Source organism: Cellulophaga sp. Hel_I_12 (assembly GCF_000799565.1).
GTDB lineage: Bacteria > Bacteroidota > Bacteroidia > Flavobacteriales > Flavobacteriaceae > Cellulophaga.
The window spans coordinates 3,347,796-3,366,599 of the sequence record NZ_JUHB01000001.1; the positions used below are offsets into that span (position 1 = coordinate 3,347,796).

Here is an 18,804-nt window from a genome sequence, read left to right on the forward strand (position 1 = left end):
CACAGAGCGACGCAGAGAACAATGAATGTTTATCGATAAAATCAATCGGAGTATTGAAATAGTAATAGCTATTCATTGTTTTAACAAAAACAGAAGAAATTAATAAATTTCTTCAATAATTAGGAATTTAAAAAGTTCCGTACTTATATTTGCAGTTCGTAAGTTCAAACACGTATTGAATAGTTATCAAGAAAGGTGGAGGGAATAGACCCTTTGAAACCTTAGCAACCCTTTGTTCTCCAAAAGAGACAATGAAGGTGCTACATTCTACCAAATGTGCTCAATAGCATTGGCGGCAGATAACGAAAATAATAATTACTTTTCTAGTAATTACATATTTCTTTCTTATAACTTTTTGATTTTTTGCTACTAGCATTTTCTATGCTTATGGGCATTGGACTTTTTAACTATTAGGCTCCAAGGATAGTCCTGGAGTTAACATTTAAAAATAAAAAATCATGAGTACCCAACAATTTAACACTAAGGCTTTACATGCTGGTCATGACACCACGCAAACAGGAGGAACAAGAGCAGTGCCTATCTATCAAACTTCTTCGTACGTTTTTAAAAATACCGATCATGCGGCCAATTTATTTGCCCTTAAGGAAATAGGCTTTATCTATACCCGCTTAAATAACCCTACGAACCAAATTTTACAAGATCGCTTAGCGGCTTTAGAAGGTGGAATAGGGGCGGTAGTATTTGCATCAGGAACTTCGGCCATTGCAACAGGATTATTAACGCTGTTAAAGGCTGGCGATCATCTAGTTGCTTCCAGTAGTTTGTATGGAGGAACTTTTAATTTATTGAACGTTACCTTACCGAGATTAGGCATCACCACCACTTTTGTTGATGCTTCTAACCCGGAAAGTTTTAAAGCAGCAGTACAAAAAAACACCAAAGCCTTTTTTGTAGAATCTTTAGGAAATCCAAAATTAGATGTATTAGATTTAAAAGCAATTTCAAAACAAGCAAAACTGGCTCAAGTGCCTTTTATTGTCGACAATACTGTAGCTACCCCTGCCTTATTAAACCCAATTGAGCATGGGGCCAACTTGGTGATTCATTCTTTAACGAAATATATAGGCGGGCAAGGAACCTCCTTAGGAGGCGCCATTATTGATGCAGGTACTTTTGATTGGACCAACGGGAAATTCCCTGAATTTACCGAGCCAAGTGCCGGATACCACGGTTTGGTCTACAGTGAAGCTTTAGGAGCAGCAGCATTTACTTATAAATTAATCTTAGAAGGCTTACGAGATTATGGTGGGGCTTTAAGTCCATATAATGCTTTTCAAATTATTCAAGGCCTAGAAACCTTATCGGTCCGAATTCAGCAGCACAGTAAAAATGCATTAGAATTAGCCACTTGGTTAGAAGGTAGAGAAGAAGTGGCTTGGGTAAATTATCCAGGATTAAAAAGTAATGCCTATTACGATCTAGCACAACAATACTTGCCAAAAGGACAAAGTGGCATTGTAACGTTTGGTGTAAAAGGTGGTTTTGAGGCAGCTAAAAAAGTGACGGATGAAACAAAAGTATTCTCCTTATTAGCAAATATTGGCGACACAAAATCACTGATCATTCATCCCGCCAGTACCACACATCAACAGTTAAATGCAAAACAGCAAGAAGCTGCGGGTGTACCACAAGACTTAATCCGTTTATCTGTGGGCTTAGAGGCTATTGAAGACTTAAAGGCAGATTTACAAGAAGCCTTTAAAGCACTTTACGTAGCTGTGAAATAAAACCTAAGACTAAAGAATAAAAATAAAAACTATTTAAGAAATTTGGAGGGCTTAGGGAGCTTTTTTAAGTAATCTAGTTAATTATAAATAAGACATGTTACATCATATAAAAATAAATCAATACACCAATTTCGGTGGTGTTCCTCAAGATATTAATTTGTCTTATCAAGTTTTTGGACCGCAACTACATAGTGCACCCATTGTTTTGGTGAATCATGCCTTGACAGGTAATTCTGATGTTGCGGGCAAAAAAGGCTGGTGGTCTGCTTTAATTGGTGACGGAAAATGTATCGACACCAAAAAATATACGGTACTTGCTTTTAATGTTCCAGGGAATGGCTATGATGGTTTTGTGTTAGAGAATTACAAAGATTTTGTAGCTCAAGATATCGCAAAACTCTTTTTAATGGGCCTAGAAGAACTGCATATCAAAAAGCTTTTTGCTCTTATTGGTGGTTCTATGGGGGGTGGAATCGCTTGGGAAATGATGGCCTTACATCCTAACCTTAGCACACATTTAATTCCGGTAGCTTCTGATTGGAAATCTACCGACTGGTTAATTGCCAATTGTCAAATTCAAGAACAATTTTTAGTAAACTCTAGTCAACCTGTCCATGATGCGAGGATGCATGCGATGTTGTGTTACCGAACACCAGCCTCTTTCAAGGAGCGTTTTAAACGCAGTACAAACGAAGAATTACAAGTTTTTAATGTAGAAAGTTGGCTGACACACCATGGTGCTAAATTGCAAGAACGCTTTCAGCTTTCTGCCTATAAATTAATGAATCAGTTGTTAAAGACTATTGATATTACACGCACTAATAAAGATGTCTTTACTATGATTGAACAGAGTATGACCAACATCCATATCATCGGAGTCGATTCTGATTTGTTTTTTACGGCTACTGAGAATAAAGATACTTTTAAGCAATTAGCGCAGGTAAATAGTAATGTTACGTACGGAGAGATTCATTCCCTCCATGGGCATGATGCCTTTTTAATTGAGTTTCAGCAAATGGAGCAATTACTCAAAGGTATTTTTGATGAAAACGGAAAAAGTCAACGTATAAAAATCTTAAAATTTGGAGGAAAATCCTTGGCAAATGGGGAAGGATTAGAACGGGTACTTACTATACTTAGTAACAAAGTACATCAAGGAGAAAACATAGCTGTGGTTTTATCGGCGCGAGGTAAAGGCACAGACCAGTTAGAAGCTATTTTAAAGAAAGCGGTAAAAGGTAAAGATTATATAAAAGAGTTCAATGCCTTTAAAACCTATCAGCAAAACGACTATAACGTTGATCTAGATCAAGAATTTTCTACCTTAGAAAAACTGTTTGACGGTGTAGCACTTTTAGGAGATTATAGTGCAAAAATTAAAGATCAAGTATTGGCTTTTGGAGAATTAATTTCAGGAAAGGTAGTCACGGCCTTATTGAATGAAAAAGGAATTAAAGCCCAATTAGTAGATACACGTAATTTTATAAAAACGGATGCTAATTTTGGTGATGCCAAAGTGTTAGAAGCTCTTTCAAAAGAAAACATAGTTCGCGCATATGCCAAATTTAAAGCCGACCTTATTCCTATTTTTACTGGGTTTATAGCATCAAATATTGATAATGAAACCACTACACTAGGGCGTAATGGAAGCAATTATTCGGCCGCTTTATTAGCTAATTTTTTAGATGCTGGCGAACTTCAGAATTATACCCACGTGGATGGAATATTTACTGCAAATCCAGATTATGTGCCCGATGCCAAACAAATTGAACAATTATCCTATAGCGAAGCGAATGAACTAGCCAATTTTGGAGCGACTATTTTACATGCTAAAACCATCATTCCATTAATTGAAAAAAACATCCCACTACGGATTTTAAATACTTTTAAAGACGATAATAAGGGAACTTTAATAAGCGCAAAATCTAATAAAGAAGGTATTAAATCTTTATCTGTCATTGAAAATGTAGCTTTAGTTAATTTGGAAGGTCGTGGATTACTAGGTAAAGTTGGGGTCGATGCACGAGTTTTTAAAACACTTAGTGCCAATAATATTAGCGTCAATATTATTTCTCAAGGATCTTCGGAACGTGGACTTGGTTTTGTCGTAGATGCCCATAAAGCTTTGAAGGCAAAAGAAGTATTGTTAGAAGAATTTAGCGCTGATTTTGAAACGAAAGATGTAAATATGATTACCGTAACGAGTGATGTGTCTGTGATATCTATCGTGGGTCAAGATTTAAGCTCGTTTCATAAGCCTTTTAATGAACTGATAAAAAATCAGATTATTCCTTTGCTATTTAACAATACGGTTACAGGTAAAAATGTGAGTTTGGTGGTACGTCGAAGCGATTTATACAAAGCTTTAAACGTCATGCACGGTCAGGTTTTTGGGATGAGTAAAAAGGTAAATATTGCCATTTTTGGTCATGGAAACGTGGGTGGAACACTAATTGATCAAATCTTAACATCGGCGGCAAATATCGAGGAACGAAAAGGGATTCAGCTCAATATTTTTGCGGTTGCGAACTCTAAAAAAGTACTCCTAAACAAAAAAGGAATTTCTAAAAACTGGAAAGTTAATCTTGCAGAAAACGGAATAGCATATAGCTTAGATACCATTTTTGAATTTGCTAAAGAACATCATTTAGAGAATTTAATCGCAGTAGATAATACGGCAAGTAAAACTTTTGTAAGCTCATACCAAACCATGATTGCTAATGGTTTTGATTTGGTTTCGTCGAACAAAATAGCAAACACCTTAAGCTTTAATTTCTATCAAGAATTAAGAGCTGAATTATTAAAAAATCAGAAACAATATTTATACGAAACTAATGTAGGAGCAGGCTTACCCTTAATTGATACTATTAAACTATTGCATTTGTCCGGTGAAAATATCACTCAAATAAAAGGCGTATTTTCAGGCTCTTTAAGTTATATTTTCAATACTTTTTCAGAGGTTGACAGATCATTTTCTGCTATTTTAAAGGAAGCCATGGAAAAAGGATTCACTGAACCTGATGCACGCGAGGACCTTTCAGGAAATGATGTAGGTAGAAAATTATTGATTTTAGCTCGGGAATTAGATTTAAGCAACGAATTTTTAGATATTTCTATTCAAAATTTAATTCCAGCGAACTTAAGAGATGTTAAGCTATCCGAATTCAAAAATAAATTAGGGGATTTAGATGCTATCTTTAATAAAATTAAAAAAGACCAAAAACCAAATCACGTATTGCGCTATGTTGGTGATTTGTCGGGTGATTTGCAAAAAGAAAAAGGCAATTTAGAAGTCAAACTAATTTCTGTACCTAAAGAAAGTGCCTTAGGCCAAGTAAAGGGTTCGGATTCGATCATCGAAATTTACACTGAATCTTATGGAGAGCACCCACTAGTAATTCAAGGGGCTGGGGCAGGAGCAGCCGTTACAGCTCGTGGAGTTTTTGGTGATATTTTAAGGATTATTGAGAAGGCTTAATTAGTAAGTAATTCTCAGCGAACCTCTTTTAGCTTTGTGTAACTTTGTGCAATTCCTATTTCACGGAGGTACGCAGAGATTTCACAAAGGGATACCGAGAAAAAAATAAACGTATGAAGAAAAAATTTGAAACAGAAGCCATTAGAACACAAACAGAACGTTCACAATTTTTAGAACATTCTACCCCCATGTATGTAACTTCTAGTTTTGTTTTTGAGGATGCAGAAGATATGCGGGCTTCTTTTAATGAGGAAAAGGAGCGGAATATTTATTCACGGTACTCGAATCCAAATACGAATGAATTTATAGAAAAAGTGTGTAAAATGGAAGGTGCTGAAGCAGGTTTTGCCTTCGCATCAGGAATGGCTGCCGTTTTCTCCACTTTTGCTGCGCTTTTAAATGCCGGAGATCATGTGGTGTCAGCGCGTAATGTTTTTGGATCAACGCATAGTTTATTTACCAACTTTTTACCTAAATGGAATATTACTTCTGATTATTTTGAAATAAATGATGTGGCGAGTATTGAAGAACTCATTCAACCTAGCACCAAAATTATCTATGCAGAGTCGCCCACCAATCCTGGGGTTGATATTTTAGATTTAGAAGAGCTAAATAAGATCGCCAAAAAACATCAATTAATTTTAATCATTGATAATTGTTTTGCATCGCCATATTTGCAGCAACCCATTCAGTTTGGAGCTGATTTAGTGATTCATTCGGGGACCAAATTAATGGATGGTCAAGGACGGGTTTTGGCAGGAATTACTGTGGGAAGTGCGGACTTGATAGATAAAATATATCGCTTTTCAAGAATTACGGGTCCAGCTTTATCACCTTTTAATGCTTGGGTAATTTCTAAGAGTTTAGAAACTTTAGCTGTCAGAGTAGATCGCCATTGTGAAAATGCTTTACTATTGGCGGAATTTTTAGAAAAACATCCAAAAGTAAATTGGGTAAAGTATCCGTTTTTAAAATCACACCCTATGTACGAAATAGCTAAAAAACAAATGAAAGCGGGTGGTACTGTTGTTGCTTTTGAAATAAGTGGTGGATTGGAGGCAGGTAGGCAGTTTTTCGATGCCATTAAGCTTTTATCGCTTTCTGCAAACTTAGGAGATACCCGAAGTATTGTCACGCACCCAGCATCAACTACTCATAGTAAATTAACCGTTCAAGAAAGAGAAGCGGTAAATATTACGGATGGCATGGTACGTGTGTCTGTTGGCTTAGAACATATTGATGATATTATTCAAGATATAAATCAGGCTTTAGGCGTTTGAAATATAGATATGAGTGTTGTTTTTAATGTTTAGAAAACTGTGTTTTTTGTTTATCTTCGTTTCATGCTTTCAAAAAAGACAAAATACGGCTTAAAAGCACTTACGTTCTTGGCAAAACAAGAGCCGAAGAAGCCAATTCAAATCGTTGAGATTGCTCATGCGGAGAATATTTCTCAGAAATTTTTAGAAACTATCTTATTGTCTTTGCGCAAATCTGGCTTTTTAGGAAGTAAAAAGGGTAAAGGCGGTGGTTATTATTTAATCAAAGAGCCCAAAGAAATTCAAATGACTGCTATCATGCGCGTCTTAGAAGGACCTATTGCCATGGTACCCTGCGTAAGTCTTAATTTTTACGAAACCTGCGACGACTGTCCTGACGAAAATAGCTGCGGTGTACATAAATTAATGCTTCAAGTTAGAGATGCAAATTTAGAAGTCTATAAAAACACCACGCTTTTCGATTTAGTTTCTTAAAATTTTCTCCTTTACGATTATAAATCTTTCAAAATTGATTATTCTTTTTTATCAATCTACTAAAACTATAGATTAAAATGTAATTTAAGATAATGTTGTCCGACTCACATTAAAAAAATTGTTACATTTGTTTATCCTATTAAATCTATAGAGTAATAAATAATTTTAATTTAGAATGATTACAGAGCAATTAGTTGGTGCCAAACAGAAATCAAAAAGTACTTATGAAACCGATAAAAGTTCCGAAAAACCAATTCGCAGTATTGCCAAAGCGGTAAGTTGGAGAATTATAGGCACTTTAGACACCCTTTTAATTTCCTACATACTTACAGGTAAAATTGCCTTAGCAGCTTCAATAGCTTCCATAGATTTTATAACAAAAATGGTTCTATATTTTTTCCATGAAAGACTATGGAATAAAGTAAGTTGGGGCAAATAATACTAGGATACCATGAATTTTACAACAGCACAAGTGAAAGATTTAAACATACAATTGAGAGGAATTCCACCAGTAGAAATTATTTCCTGGGCATTGCAATACGCAAAAAAGGCAGTCATTACGACCAATTTTAGACCTTATGAAGTAGCAATTTTGCATGCCGTTTCAGATGTGCAGCATGATATTCCAGTAATTTGGTGCGACACGGGGTACAATACGCCAAACACCTATACCCATGCTGATGAATTAATTGAAAAATTAAAACTGAATGTAAAATTATATGTCCCAAAACAAACCACAGCACACCGCAATGCGCTCATGGGCATCCCGTCTATAGAAGATCCAAAGCACAGTATTTTTACAGAGCAGGTGAAATTAGAACCTTTTAAAAGAGCCATGGCAGAATGGAAACCTGATGTTTGGTTTACCAACTTACGGCAAGGGCAAACTGCTTTGCGAGATACCTTAGATATATTAAGTGTTGGTAAAGATGGTGTCTTAAAAGTAAGTCCTTTTTACTACTGGTCAGACGCACAACTAGACGCCTACCTGAAAGAACATAAATTACCCAACGAACACAAATATTATGATCCCACAAAGGTTTTAGAAAATAGAGAGTGTGGATTGCACACCTAACAAATACAATTACAAGTTCAAAAATAATTTTCAACTAGACGCTAGACACTAGACACTAGAAGCCCAAAACCTAGAGCCCAATACTCAAAATGAAAGACACATCACATATAAATCCATTAGAAAACGAAGCTATTTACATCTTTAGAGAAGTAGCTGCGCAGTTTGAAAAACCTGTTTTATTATTTTCTGGCGGTAAAGATTCGATCACCTTAGTGCGATTAGCGCAAAAAGCCTTTTGGCCCGCTAAAATTCCGTTTCCTTTAATGCATATCGATACAGGGCATAATTTTCCTGAAACGATTGCTTTCCGTGATAAATTGGTCAACGAATTAGGCCTAGAACTTATTGTTCGTCATGTACAAGACGCCATAGATGAGGGGAAAGTAAAAGAAGAGTCAGGAAAATATTCAAGCCGAAATTCACTTCAAACGACCACCTTATTAGATGCTATTGAAGAGTTTAAATTCGATGCCTGTATTGGTGGTGCACGTCGAGACGAAGAAAAAGCCAGAGCTAAGGAACGTATTTTTTCGGTTCGTGATGATTTTGGGCAATGGGATGAAAAAAACCAACGCCCAGAACTTTTTGATATGCTAAACGGACAAATAGAACTAGGTCAAAATGTACGTGTTTTTCCCATTTCAAATTGGACAGAGCTTGATGTTTGGTCCTATATTGAGAAAGAAGACATCGAAATTCCATCTATTTATTTCGCTCACAAACGCAAAATATTTTTGAGAGACGGACTTATTTGGTCGCATTCGGCTTATGTATATCAAGAAGATGACGAAGAAGTATTAGAACGAATGGTTCGTTTTAGAACGGTGGGTGATATGAGTTGCACCGCAGCGGTATTTTCAGAGGCTTCTGATATTGCATCGGTCGTTCGGGAAATAAGAGATTCGACCATATCTGAGCGCGGGGCTCGAATAGATGATAAGCGCTCGGAAGCGGCTATGGAAAAAAGAAAACAACAGGGGTACTTTTAAAATTTTCTATTGAAAATTTTGCTTTAAGCTATAGGCTTTAAGCTTTAAAATATGAAATAATAATTGCCAAAAGCATATAGCTTATGGCTTACAGCCAAAACAAATGGAAGTATTAAAAATAGCAACAGCCGGAAGTGTCGATGATGGGAAAAGTACCTTAATTGGTCGAATCCTGTATGATACCAAATCACTTACCAGTGATAAACTAGAAGCTATAGAAAAAACAAGTAAACAAAAAGGCTACGATTACCTCGATTTTTCTTTAGCTACAGATGGTTTGGTGGCAGAACGTGAACAAGGAATTACGATTGATGTAGCGCATATTTACTTCTCGACGGCAAAAAAAAGTTACATCATTGCTGATACGCCGGGTCACGTGGAATACACAAGAAACATGGTAACTGGGGCTTCTACATCACAAGCAGCCATTATTTTAATTGATGCACGCAAAGGAGTCATAGAGCAAACCAACCGTCATTTTTTTATTAATAATTTACTACGAGTTAAAGATGTCGTAGTGGCGATTAATAAAATGGACTTGGTTGATTTTTCTGAAGAACGTTACGCTGAAATTAAAGCCGACTTTTCAGTATTAATGGGAAAAAGAGATTACCAAGATCAGCAGATCACTTTCATTCCCGTCAGTGCATTAAAAGGTGATAATGTGGTTCATAAATCTGAAAATATGACCTGGTACAAAGGTCAAACTTTATTGGAACATTTGGAAGATTTAGATATGGCGGCAGTCTCTAATGTAGGAACACCAAGATTCCCTGTGCAATATGTCATCCGACCCAAAACAGAAGATTTTCACGATTTTAGAGGATTTGCAGGTAAGGTGTATGGAGGCGAATTAAGTGTAGGTGATGAAGTTGTTGCGCTACCCTCTCAAACAAAATCAAAAATCAAGGAGATTTACTTCTATGATAAAAAATATCAAACGGCATCTCGGCGTTCTTCGGTGACCATTACCTTAGAAGATGAAATCAACGTAAGTCGTGGTGATATGTTGGTAAAAGTAGATGATTTACCGACCATCGATAAACAATTTACAGCTACTATTTCTTGGATGGATTCAGAGAAATTGCAAGCGGGAAATAAATATGTTGTGCAACACGGAGTCCATAAAGTTTTAGCAAAAGTAGATGCCATTCATCATAAAATTAATCCTGATTATTCGGGGATTGATAAAGGGGTGAATGCCTTAGGAATGAATGATATCGCTGAGGTAAGCTTTAAACTCAACAAAGCAATTTTTTTCGATGCCTTTAAAAAACATCGCACCAATGGTTCTTTTATTCTGATCGATACGAAATCGAACAGCACTGTCGGAGCAGGGTTTATAATAACCCCCACAGAGAGAATTTAAAAAAACAATTATTAATCATAATCTACCCAGTAAATTGCCCCTCCCTTTAGGGAGGTCGGGTGAGGGCTCATGAAAAGTTTTAGAACAGAAATAGAAAATCCAGTAGTAGAAAAAGATATCGTTGATCTAGCCAATAAAATTGAACAATTCAAAAATGGTAAGCTTGATGAAGAGAAATTTAGAAGTTTACGCTTAGCACGTGGCGTTTATGGACAGCGTCAACCCGGTGTGCAAATGATTCGTATAAAATTACCTTACGGTAAAGTTTCTTCGCATCAATTACGTAAAATTTCTGATGTTTCCGAAGAATATTCCATCGGTCGTTTGCATATTACCACACGTCAAGATATTCAGATTCACTATGTAGATTTAAATAGAACACCCGAATTATGGGCAGAATTAGAAAAATCAGATGTTACCATTCGTGAAGCTTGTGGTAACACGGTGCGCAATGTTACAGCCAGTGAAACAGCCGGGATTGATGTGGATGAACCCTTTGATGTGTCGCCTTATGCACAGGCCTTATTTGAGTATTTTTTGCGAAACCCTATCAGTCAAGAATTAGGACGAAAGTTTAAAGTATCATTTTCGGCTAGTGACGCAGACACGGGACTTTCGTATATGCACGATTTGGGTTTTATTGCTAAAATAGAAAAGGGAATTCGCGGTTTTAAAGTGATGTTAGGTGGTGGCTTAGGGTCACAACCTCGCCACGCTGATGAACTTTATTCTTTTTTGTCCACCGACAAAATAATTCCAATGATGGAAGGCGTAGTTCGCGTTTTTGATCGCTATGGTGAACGAAAAAGTAGAGCTAAAGCACGTTTAAAATTCTTGCTTAAAGATTTAGGTTTAGACGGATTTAAAAGCTTACTAGAAGAAGAACAAGTATCAGTTCCCATTAAAACTTTTCCTATTGATGCAGAAGGGTATCCGCAACCTGAAATGGTCACTATTCAAGCCCCAAAAGTGACACTTAAAGACCAGACAGCTTTTGATAATTGGAAAGCATCTAACGTAATTCGGCAGAAACAAAAAGATTATGTCGCTATCGGGATAAAGGTGTTCTTGGGTGATTTTTATTTGAAAGAAGCACGTGCCTTGGCCGATTTAGTGGAAACCTATGCAGCTTCAGAAATAAGATTGAGCTTAAGACAAAATATTTTGATTCCTTATGTGAAAGAAGAATTACTTCCCTTTTTCTATACCGAACTTCAAAAACTAGGTTTTGCCGAAATCGGATATAATAAAGCTGTTGATATTACTGCCTGCCCCGGAACAGATACCTGTAATTTAGGCATTGCCAGTAGCACCGGTATTGCTGCAGAGTTAGAGCGTATGATGAAAGAAGAATATCCTGATTATAGCAATAATCCTGATGTTGTCATTAAAATTAGTGGCTGTATGAACGCTTGCGGCCAGCACAATATGGCAAATATTGGTTTTCAAGGAATGTCTGTCCGAACTAAAGATAAGTTGGTAGCCCCGGCATTACAGGTATTGTTAGGCGGTGGTAATATTGGAAATGGAGACGGAAAATTCGCTGATAAAGTAGTAAAAATCCCTAGCAAAAGAGGTCCTGAAGCGCTCCGTATCATTTTAAATGATTTTGACGCTAATGGAGGTGCGTTAAGCTACCCGGATTATTACGCCGAAAAAGAGCAAATGTACTTCTATGATTTGTTGAAGCATTTAACCGATGTTGACCATTTAACACCAAGTGATTTTATCGATTGGGGAACTTCAGAAGACTATGTGCAAGCAATCGGCGTAGGAGAATGTGCCGGTGTAGTGATCGATTTAATTGCTACCTTATTATTTGAAAGTGAAGAAAAAATTGACAATGCTGAAAGTTGTTTGGTAGAACAAAAATGGGCGGCAAGTATTTATCACTCCTATTCGGCAATGGTGAACACGGCAAAAGCCATGCTAACGATGGAAAATGTAAAAACCAATACACACATCAGTATCATAAAAGATTTTGATGAAAAGTTTGTGGAAACCGAGCGTATTTTAGTCGAAAACGGATTTGAAAATTTAGCGCTTCAAATCAATAAGAAAAAACCCACAGAGGCTTTTGCACGGCAGTATTTGAAAGATACCAAAGAATTTCTGCACAAAGTACAAGTTTTTAGAACTCAAGAATTAGCAGAAGTAGCCCTCTAACCCCCAAAAGGGGAACTCAAATCGGTATTAAAAAAACGTCATGAGTTTTCCTAAACCATTGATTATGGACAAAAACATTTTAGATTATTTGAGTAAAAGTTCTCCCCTTTTTAGAGAGTTAAAAAGTAATAACTTCACCTTTGAAGGCGAGCCAGGCAGCATAACAGTGGTTGGCGCGGGTCCAGGCGATCCTGAACTTATCACCTTGAAGGCTATAAAGTCCTTACAAAGGGCTGATGTGATTTTGTATGATGCTTTGGTAAATCCAGAGCTGTTAAAATATGCATCTCAGGCAGAATTAATTTTTGTAGGAAAACGCAAGGACTGCTATGCGTATCAACAAGAACAAATCAACGAACTTATCGTAAGCTTAGGAAAAACAAAACATGTGGTGCGTTTAAAAGGCGGTGATCCTTTTGTTTTTGGTCGCGGAGCCGAAGAAATGGAATACGCCGCAGCACATGGTTTACAATTTGCAATGATTCCAGGAATTTCATCTTCGGTTGCCGTGCCAGCCAGCCAAAATATTCCAGTCACAAAAAGAGGCGCAGCGGAAAGTTTTTGGGTGCTAACGGGTACCACCAAAGAACATCAACTATCAACGGATGTAGCCTTGGCAGCAAAATCAAACGCTACGGTGGTCATTCTAATGGGGATGTCAAAATTATCGGCTATTCTTGAGGTATTTAAAAAGGAGGGTAAATCAGAAACTCCGATAGCGATTATACAAAATGGAACAAGAAAAGATGAAAAAATAGGGGTCGGCACCATTTCAAACATTCAAAAAGAAGTAGACAAACAGCATCTTACCAATCCGGCCATCATTATCATTGGAGAAGTAGTAAAACATAGGGCAACATTAGCCAGTGCGATTGAGAATTATAAACAGGAAGTAGCCATTGCCGTTTAGATTTTTAATCAATAGCTTTTGCAAAAAAAATGAAATTAGAAAAAATGGCAAATCGAAAGCTTAAAGTTAGGCTGAGCTTGTCGAAGACTTATTAAAAGTAGGAACTCATATTTTAAAATACTATTTGCAGGTAGTTGGTGTGAAAGTTAAAAAGAAGAACAAAAAAATTGATAAAGTAAAAATGATAAAAACAGATATACTCATCATCGGAGCAGGACCAACGGGCTTATTCACCGTTTTTGAAGCAGGCTTGTTAAAGTTAAAATGTCATTTAATTGATGCGCTTCCACAACCAGGAGGGCAATGTTCAGAAATATATCCCAAAAAGCCTATTTATGATATTCCAGCTTTTCCAGAAATTTTAGCTGGTACTTTGGTGGATAATTTAATGGAACAAATTAGGCCGTTTGAGGCAGGTTTTACCTTAGGAGAACGCGCCGAGACTTTAGATAAATTAGAAGATGGTTCCTTTGTGGTAAGCACCAATAAAGGCACCAAACACAATGCACCGGTAGTAGTTATTGCAGGGGGCTTAGGTTCTTTTGAACCGAGAAAACCACTCATTCCGAATATTCAAGATTTTGAAGATAAAGGCGTCAACTATTTTATTAAAGATCCCGAAGTATACCGCCATAAAAAAGTAGTGATTGCAGGTGGCGGTGATTCCGCTTTAGATTGGGCTATTTTTTTAGCTGATGTGGCTGATGAAGTTTCCTTAGTACATCGAAGAAACGAGTTTAGGGGAGCTTTAGATTCGGTTGAGAAAGCATCAGAATTAGCCAAATTAGGAAAAATTAGATTGTTTACAGAAGCGGAGGTGGTAGGTATTTCGGGTAGAACAGAATTAGAATCGGTGATCATTAAACACAGGGATGTTCAAAAAGGAGAATCTATTTTAGAAGTGGATCATTTTATTCCATTATTTGGGCTCTCGCCAAAATTAGGACCTATAGGCGATTGGGGCTTTGAGATAGAAAAAAATGCTATCAAAGTCAACAATGCTAAAGACTACCAAACCAATATTCCAGGAGTCTTTGCCATAGGTGACGTCAATACCTACGAGGGAAAACTAAAATTAATACTTTCCGGTTTCCACGAAGCTGCGGTCATGTGCCAGTTTGCGTATCAAATTATCAATCCCGGCAAACGCTATGTGATGAAATATACGACTGTAGGTGGGGTAGAAGGGTTTGATGGCAGTATAAAAGAGGCTAAAAAAGAGGTGGTTCAAAGTATATTGGTTTAGCTTTTTTAAAATAAGTAGTATAAGCCTTCTAGCCCTAAACTAGAAGGTTTTTATTTTATAGTTTCCTTGCTTTTACCAAGCATCTAACGTTACTTTGCATTTGTCCTAATTTCAGGATCAAAAACTATAATAAACAACAGATTGATCAGCTTTTTTTAATGGGTTTGTCCGATGAAAAGAGTGTTATTATTCCGTAAGATGCAACACATAAAAGAGGTTTTAAAACAGCGAATCTTAATTCTTGACGGGGCTATGGGTACCATGCTTCAACGTCATAAATTTACTGAAGTAGATTTTAGAGGAGAGCGTTTTAAAGATTGGGAACATCCTTTACAAGGAAATAATGACCTTTTATCTATCACGCAACCAGAAGCAATTGCTGATGTGCACCGCCAATATTTTGCGGCGGGAGCCGATATTGTTGAAACAAATACTTTTTCAGGAACTACGATCGCTATGGCCGATTATTTTTTGGAAGATTTTGTCTACGAACTAAATTACGAATCCGCTAAAATAGCCCGAAAAGTGGCTGATGAATTTACGGCAAAGGAACCAAATAAACCGCGTTTTGTAGCCGGTAGTATAGGACCAACAAACAAAACAGCGAGTATGTCGCCTGATGTCAATGACCCTGGATTCAGAGCGGTGTCATTTGATGAATTGAGAATAGCTTACAAACAGCAGGTTGAGGCTTTGTTAGATGGAGGCGTGGATTTACTTTTAGTTGAAACTATTTTCGATACGCTCAATGCGAAAGCCGCTTTATTTGCTATTGAAGAGGTGAAAGAAGAACGAAATATTGATATTCCGATCATGGTAAGTGGTACCATTACCGATGCTTCGGGTAGAACATTATCAGGGCAAACAGCCGAGGCTTTTTTAATATCTATTTCTCATATTCCAGTCTTGTCTGTCGGATTTAATTGTGCTTTAGGAGCCAGTCAGTTGGTGCCACATTTAGAAGTTTTATCGGCTAAAACAAACTATGCGGTTTCAGCCCATCCAAATGCAGGTTTGCCTAATGCTTTTGGGGAATATGATGAGTCACCAGAAAAAATGGCAGCGCAAATAAAAGAATACGCAGAAAAAGGATTAGTAAATATCGTTGGTGGATGTTGTGGAACTACTCCTGAGCATATTAAGGCGATTGCACAGGTGATTGAAAAGTTTAAACCGCGAGTCGTTGCTAGTTAATGCTTGGCATTAATTTAAATGGAAAGCACAGATTTTAAAATGTAAAAAGTTAAATAACAGATTTATTATAAAGTACAAAAATAACAATTGATGACTCAAATCAATTCACAGATACCGAGAACCGAGAACCGAGAACCGACAACTAAATATTTAAAGTTAAGCGGTCTAGAACCTCTCGTAGTCACTCCAGAAACAAACTTCGTTAATGTTGGCGAAAGAACAAATGTTGCGGGCTCTAAGAAATTTTTGAGATTAATTAAAGAAGAAAAGTTTGAAGAAGCTTTAAGTGTTGCCCGCGAACAAGTAGAAGGTGGTGCTCAGATTATTGATATCAATATGGATGACGGACTGATCGATGGCAAAGAAGCCATGGTGAAGTTTCTAAATTTGGTAATTGCCGAACCAGATATCTCTAGAGTTCCAATTATGATTGATAGCTCCAAATGGGAAATTATCGAAGCAGGTTTACAAGTGGTTCAAGGTAAATGTGTGGTGAATTCCATCAGTCTTAAAGAAGGAGAAAAAGAATTTAAGTACCATGCGAAATTAATAAAACGATATGGTGCAGCGGTTATTGTCATGGCTTTTGACGAAACAGGGCAAGCTGATAATTTTGACCGTAGAATTGAAATTGCCAAGCGTTCATACGATATCTTGGTCAATGAAGTACATTTTGCTCCAGAAGACATTATTTTTGATTTAAATATTTTTCCTGTCGCAACAGGCATGGAAGAACATAAATTAAATGCTTTAGATTTTATTAAGGCGACGAAATGGGTTCGCGAAAATTTACCCCATTGTAGCGTCAGTGGCGGTGTAAGTAATGTATCCTTTAGTTTTAGAGGGAATGACCCTGTTCGGGAAGCCATGCATTCGGTTTTTCTATACCATGCTATTCAAGCCGGAATGAAAATAGGTATTGTAAACCCTAGTTTATTGGGTGTTTATGATGATATTCCTAAAGATTTATTAGAGCGCGTTGAAGATGTAATTCTGAACAGAAGAGACGATGCCACAGAGCGTTTGCTCGATTTTGCAGAATCTGTTGTAGGCGAAGCAAAAACTAGTAAAATAGACATGTCTTGGCGTGAAGAGCCTTTGCAGAATCGAATTACAAGAGCATTGGTCAAAGGTATCGACCAATATATTATTGATGATGTAGAAGAAGCTAGGAGGAATGCCCATAAACCCATTGAAGTTATCGAAGGTAATTTAATGACGGGTATGAATGTGGTTGGTGATTTATTCGGAAGTGGCAAAATGTTTTTACCCCAAGTGGTAAAATCAGCCCGAGTAATGAAAAAAGCGGTGGCGTATCTTTTACCATATATTGAAGAAGAAAAATTACTTCATCCCACCGAAGGTGATGAAAAGGGAATAGGTAAGATTTTAATGGCAACAGTGAAAGGTGATGTTCACGATATTGGTAAAAATATTGTGAGCGTTGTTTTGGCTTGTAATAACTATGAAATAGTAGATTTAGGAGTGATGGTGCCTCCCGAAAAAATTATTAAAGCTGCCATTGAACATCAGGTAGATATTATTGGTTTAAGCGGATTGATAACGCCCTCTTTAGATGAAATGGTGTTTTTGGCAAAAGAAATGGAACGGCAGAATTTTAAAGTTCCCTTATTAATTGGCGGTGCAACAACCAGTAAAGCACATACAGCTGTAAAAATTGATACACAATATAGCAACACAGTTGTGCACGTAAATGATGCCTCTAGGGCAGTTACGGTGGTGGGTGATTTATTGAAAAAAGAGTCATCAAATGAGTATAAGAAAAACATTAAACTAGATTATGAATCGTTCCGAGATAAATTTTTAAATAGAACAAAAGCAAAAGAGTATAAAACCATTGCTGAAGCTCGTGAAAATAAGTTTCAAATTAATTGGGAAGAAACTAAAATTTCGACACCAAATCAATTGGGAATCCATGTTTTTGAGGCTATTGATTTAGAAAAGTTAGTGCCCTACATCGATTGGTCTCCCTTTTTTAGAGGATGGGAATTGCATGGTAAATATCCAGATATTTTAACGGATGATGTAGTAGGTGAACAAGCTGTAGAACTTTTTGCAGATGCGCAAAAAATGCTTAAAAAGATTTTTTCGGAAAAAAGATTAACAGCGAAAGCCATTTTTGGATTATTCCCGGCAAATGCCCTAGGTGACGATGATATTGCCTTGGAAAGTAAAGGTGAAGAGTATGTTTTCAGAACGCTCCGCCAACAATTAAAGCGTCGCGACGGTGTTCCAGACTATGCTCTGGCAGATTTTATAGCTCCTAAAAGCTCAGGAAAACAAGATTATATAGGTTGTTTTTGTGTAAGCACAGGATTTGGAGCCGATGAAATGGCAGATGCGTATAAGGATAATTTAGACGATTACAATTCTATTTTAATCAAGGCACTTGCAGATCGTTTGGCAGAAGCTTACGCTGAATATTTGCATAAAAAAGTACGAACAAAATATTGGGGATACGCTGCTGAGGAAGATTTGAATACTGAAGAATTGATTGACGAAAAGTACAAAGGAATTCGCCCAGCACCTGGTTATCCTGCTTGTCCAGATCATTTAGAAAAGTTGACGATTTGGGAATTGTTAGATGTTGAAAATAAAATAGGGGTAAAGCTAACCGAAAGTTTAGCCATGTGGCCGGCATCATCGGTTTCTGGGTATTATTTCGCGAATCCAGAAGCACGCTATTTCGGATTAGGAAAAATCAAAGAAGACCAAGTGGCCGATTTCGCAACGAGAAAGGGAATACCCTTAGCGGAAGCAACTAGGTGGTTGGCGACAAATATTGCGGAAGCCCCCTAACCCTAAAGAGGGAACAGAATAATAGGATTAAAAAAAAGTATAAATTTAAACAACC

General features: G+C 37.0%; 13 protein-coding genes and 1 riboswitch. All 13 genes read left to right on the forward strand.

The window, feature by feature from the left end; translation table 11 throughout:
- The first annotated feature begins 180 nt into the window (after window positions 1–180).
- Window positions 181–306, forward strand: a riboswitch (SAM riboswitch).
- Between the two features lie 152 nt (window positions 307–458).
- The 13 genes from GQ45_RS14530 (at window position 459) to metH (ending at window position 18,749) form a co-directional block, all read left to right on the forward strand.
- Window positions 459–1,748 carry an O-acetylhomoserine aminocarboxypropyltransferase/cysteine synthase family protein gene (locus GQ45_RS14530; RefSeq protein WP_047419102.1) on the forward strand — a complete coding sequence of 430 codons (1,290 nt, stop codon included), beginning with the start codon at window positions 459–461 and terminating at the stop codon, window positions 1,746–1,748.
- 94 nt (window positions 1,749–1,842) lie between these two features.
- Window positions 1,843–5,226: a bifunctional aspartate kinase/homoserine dehydrogenase I gene (gene thrA / locus GQ45_RS14535; RefSeq protein ID WP_047419104.1), complete on the forward strand. Its 3,384-nt coding sequence runs from the start codon at window positions 1,843–1,845 to the stop codon at window positions 5,224–5,226.
- Between the two features lie 113 nt (window positions 5,227–5,339).
- Window positions 5,340–6,506, forward strand: a complete 1,167-nt coding sequence (locus GQ45_RS14540; RefSeq protein WP_047420462.1) for a PLP-dependent aspartate aminotransferase family protein — start codon at window positions 5,340–5,342, stop codon at window positions 6,504–6,506.
- Between the two features lie 63 nt (window positions 6,507–6,569).
- Window positions 6,570–6,980 (forward strand): Rrf2 family transcriptional regulator, encoded by a 411-nt coding sequence (locus tag GQ45_RS14545; protein ID WP_047419106.1) that lies wholly within the window; start codon window positions 6,570–6,572, stop codon window positions 6,978–6,980.
- Between the two features lie 175 nt (window positions 6,981–7,155).
- Complete coding sequence (locus GQ45_RS14550) at window positions 7,156–7,419, forward strand: DUF2061 domain-containing protein (protein ID WP_047419107.1); 264 nt, start codon at window positions 7,156–7,158, stop codon at window positions 7,417–7,419.
- 12 nt (window positions 7,420–7,431) lie between these two features.
- Window positions 7,432–8,055: a phosphoadenosine phosphosulfate reductase family protein gene (locus GQ45_RS14555; protein WP_047419109.1), complete on the forward strand. Its 624-nt coding sequence runs from the start codon at window positions 7,432–7,434 to the stop codon at window positions 8,053–8,055.
- 89 nt (window positions 8,056–8,144) lie between these two features.
- Complete coding sequence (cysD, locus tag GQ45_RS14560) at window positions 8,145–9,044, forward strand: sulfate adenylyltransferase subunit CysD (RefSeq protein ID WP_047419111.1); 900 nt, start codon at window positions 8,145–8,147, stop codon at window positions 9,042–9,044.
- Between the two features lie 103 nt (window positions 9,045–9,147).
- Complete coding sequence (locus GQ45_RS14565) at window positions 9,148–10,413, forward strand: sulfate adenylyltransferase subunit 1 (protein ID WP_047419113.1); 1,266 nt, start codon at window positions 9,148–9,150, stop codon at window positions 10,411–10,413.
- A 69-nt stretch (window positions 10,414–10,482) separates the two neighbouring features.
- A complete protein-coding gene (locus GQ45_RS14570) occupies window positions 10,483–12,579 on the forward strand; it encodes a HEPN domain-containing protein (protein ID WP_047419115.1) in 2,097 nt (698 codons plus the stop codon).
- Window positions 12,580–12,643: 64 nt separating this feature from the next.
- Window positions 12,644–13,489 carry a uroporphyrinogen-III C-methyltransferase gene (gene cobA / locus GQ45_RS14575; protein WP_081980930.1) on the forward strand — a complete coding sequence of 282 codons (846 nt, stop codon included), beginning with the start codon at window positions 12,644–12,646 and terminating at the stop codon, window positions 13,487–13,489.
- A gap of 181 nt (window positions 13,490–13,670) precedes the next feature.
- A complete protein-coding gene (locus GQ45_RS14580) occupies window positions 13,671–14,735 on the forward strand; it encodes an NAD(P)/FAD-dependent oxidoreductase (protein WP_047420467.1) in 1,065 nt (354 codons plus the stop codon).
- 198 nt (window positions 14,736–14,933) lie between these two features.
- Window positions 14,934–15,929, forward strand: coding sequence for a homocysteine S-methyltransferase family protein (locus tag GQ45_RS14585; protein ID WP_047420469.1), 996 nt, complete (start codon window positions 14,934–14,936; stop codon window positions 15,927–15,929).
- A 90-nt stretch (window positions 15,930–16,019) separates the two neighbouring features.
- Window positions 16,020–18,749 (forward strand): methionine synthase, encoded by a 2,730-nt coding sequence (gene metH / locus GQ45_RS14590; RefSeq protein WP_047419117.1) that lies wholly within the window; start codon window positions 16,020–16,022, stop codon window positions 18,747–18,749.
- Window positions 18,750–18,804: the final 55 nt, after the last annotated feature.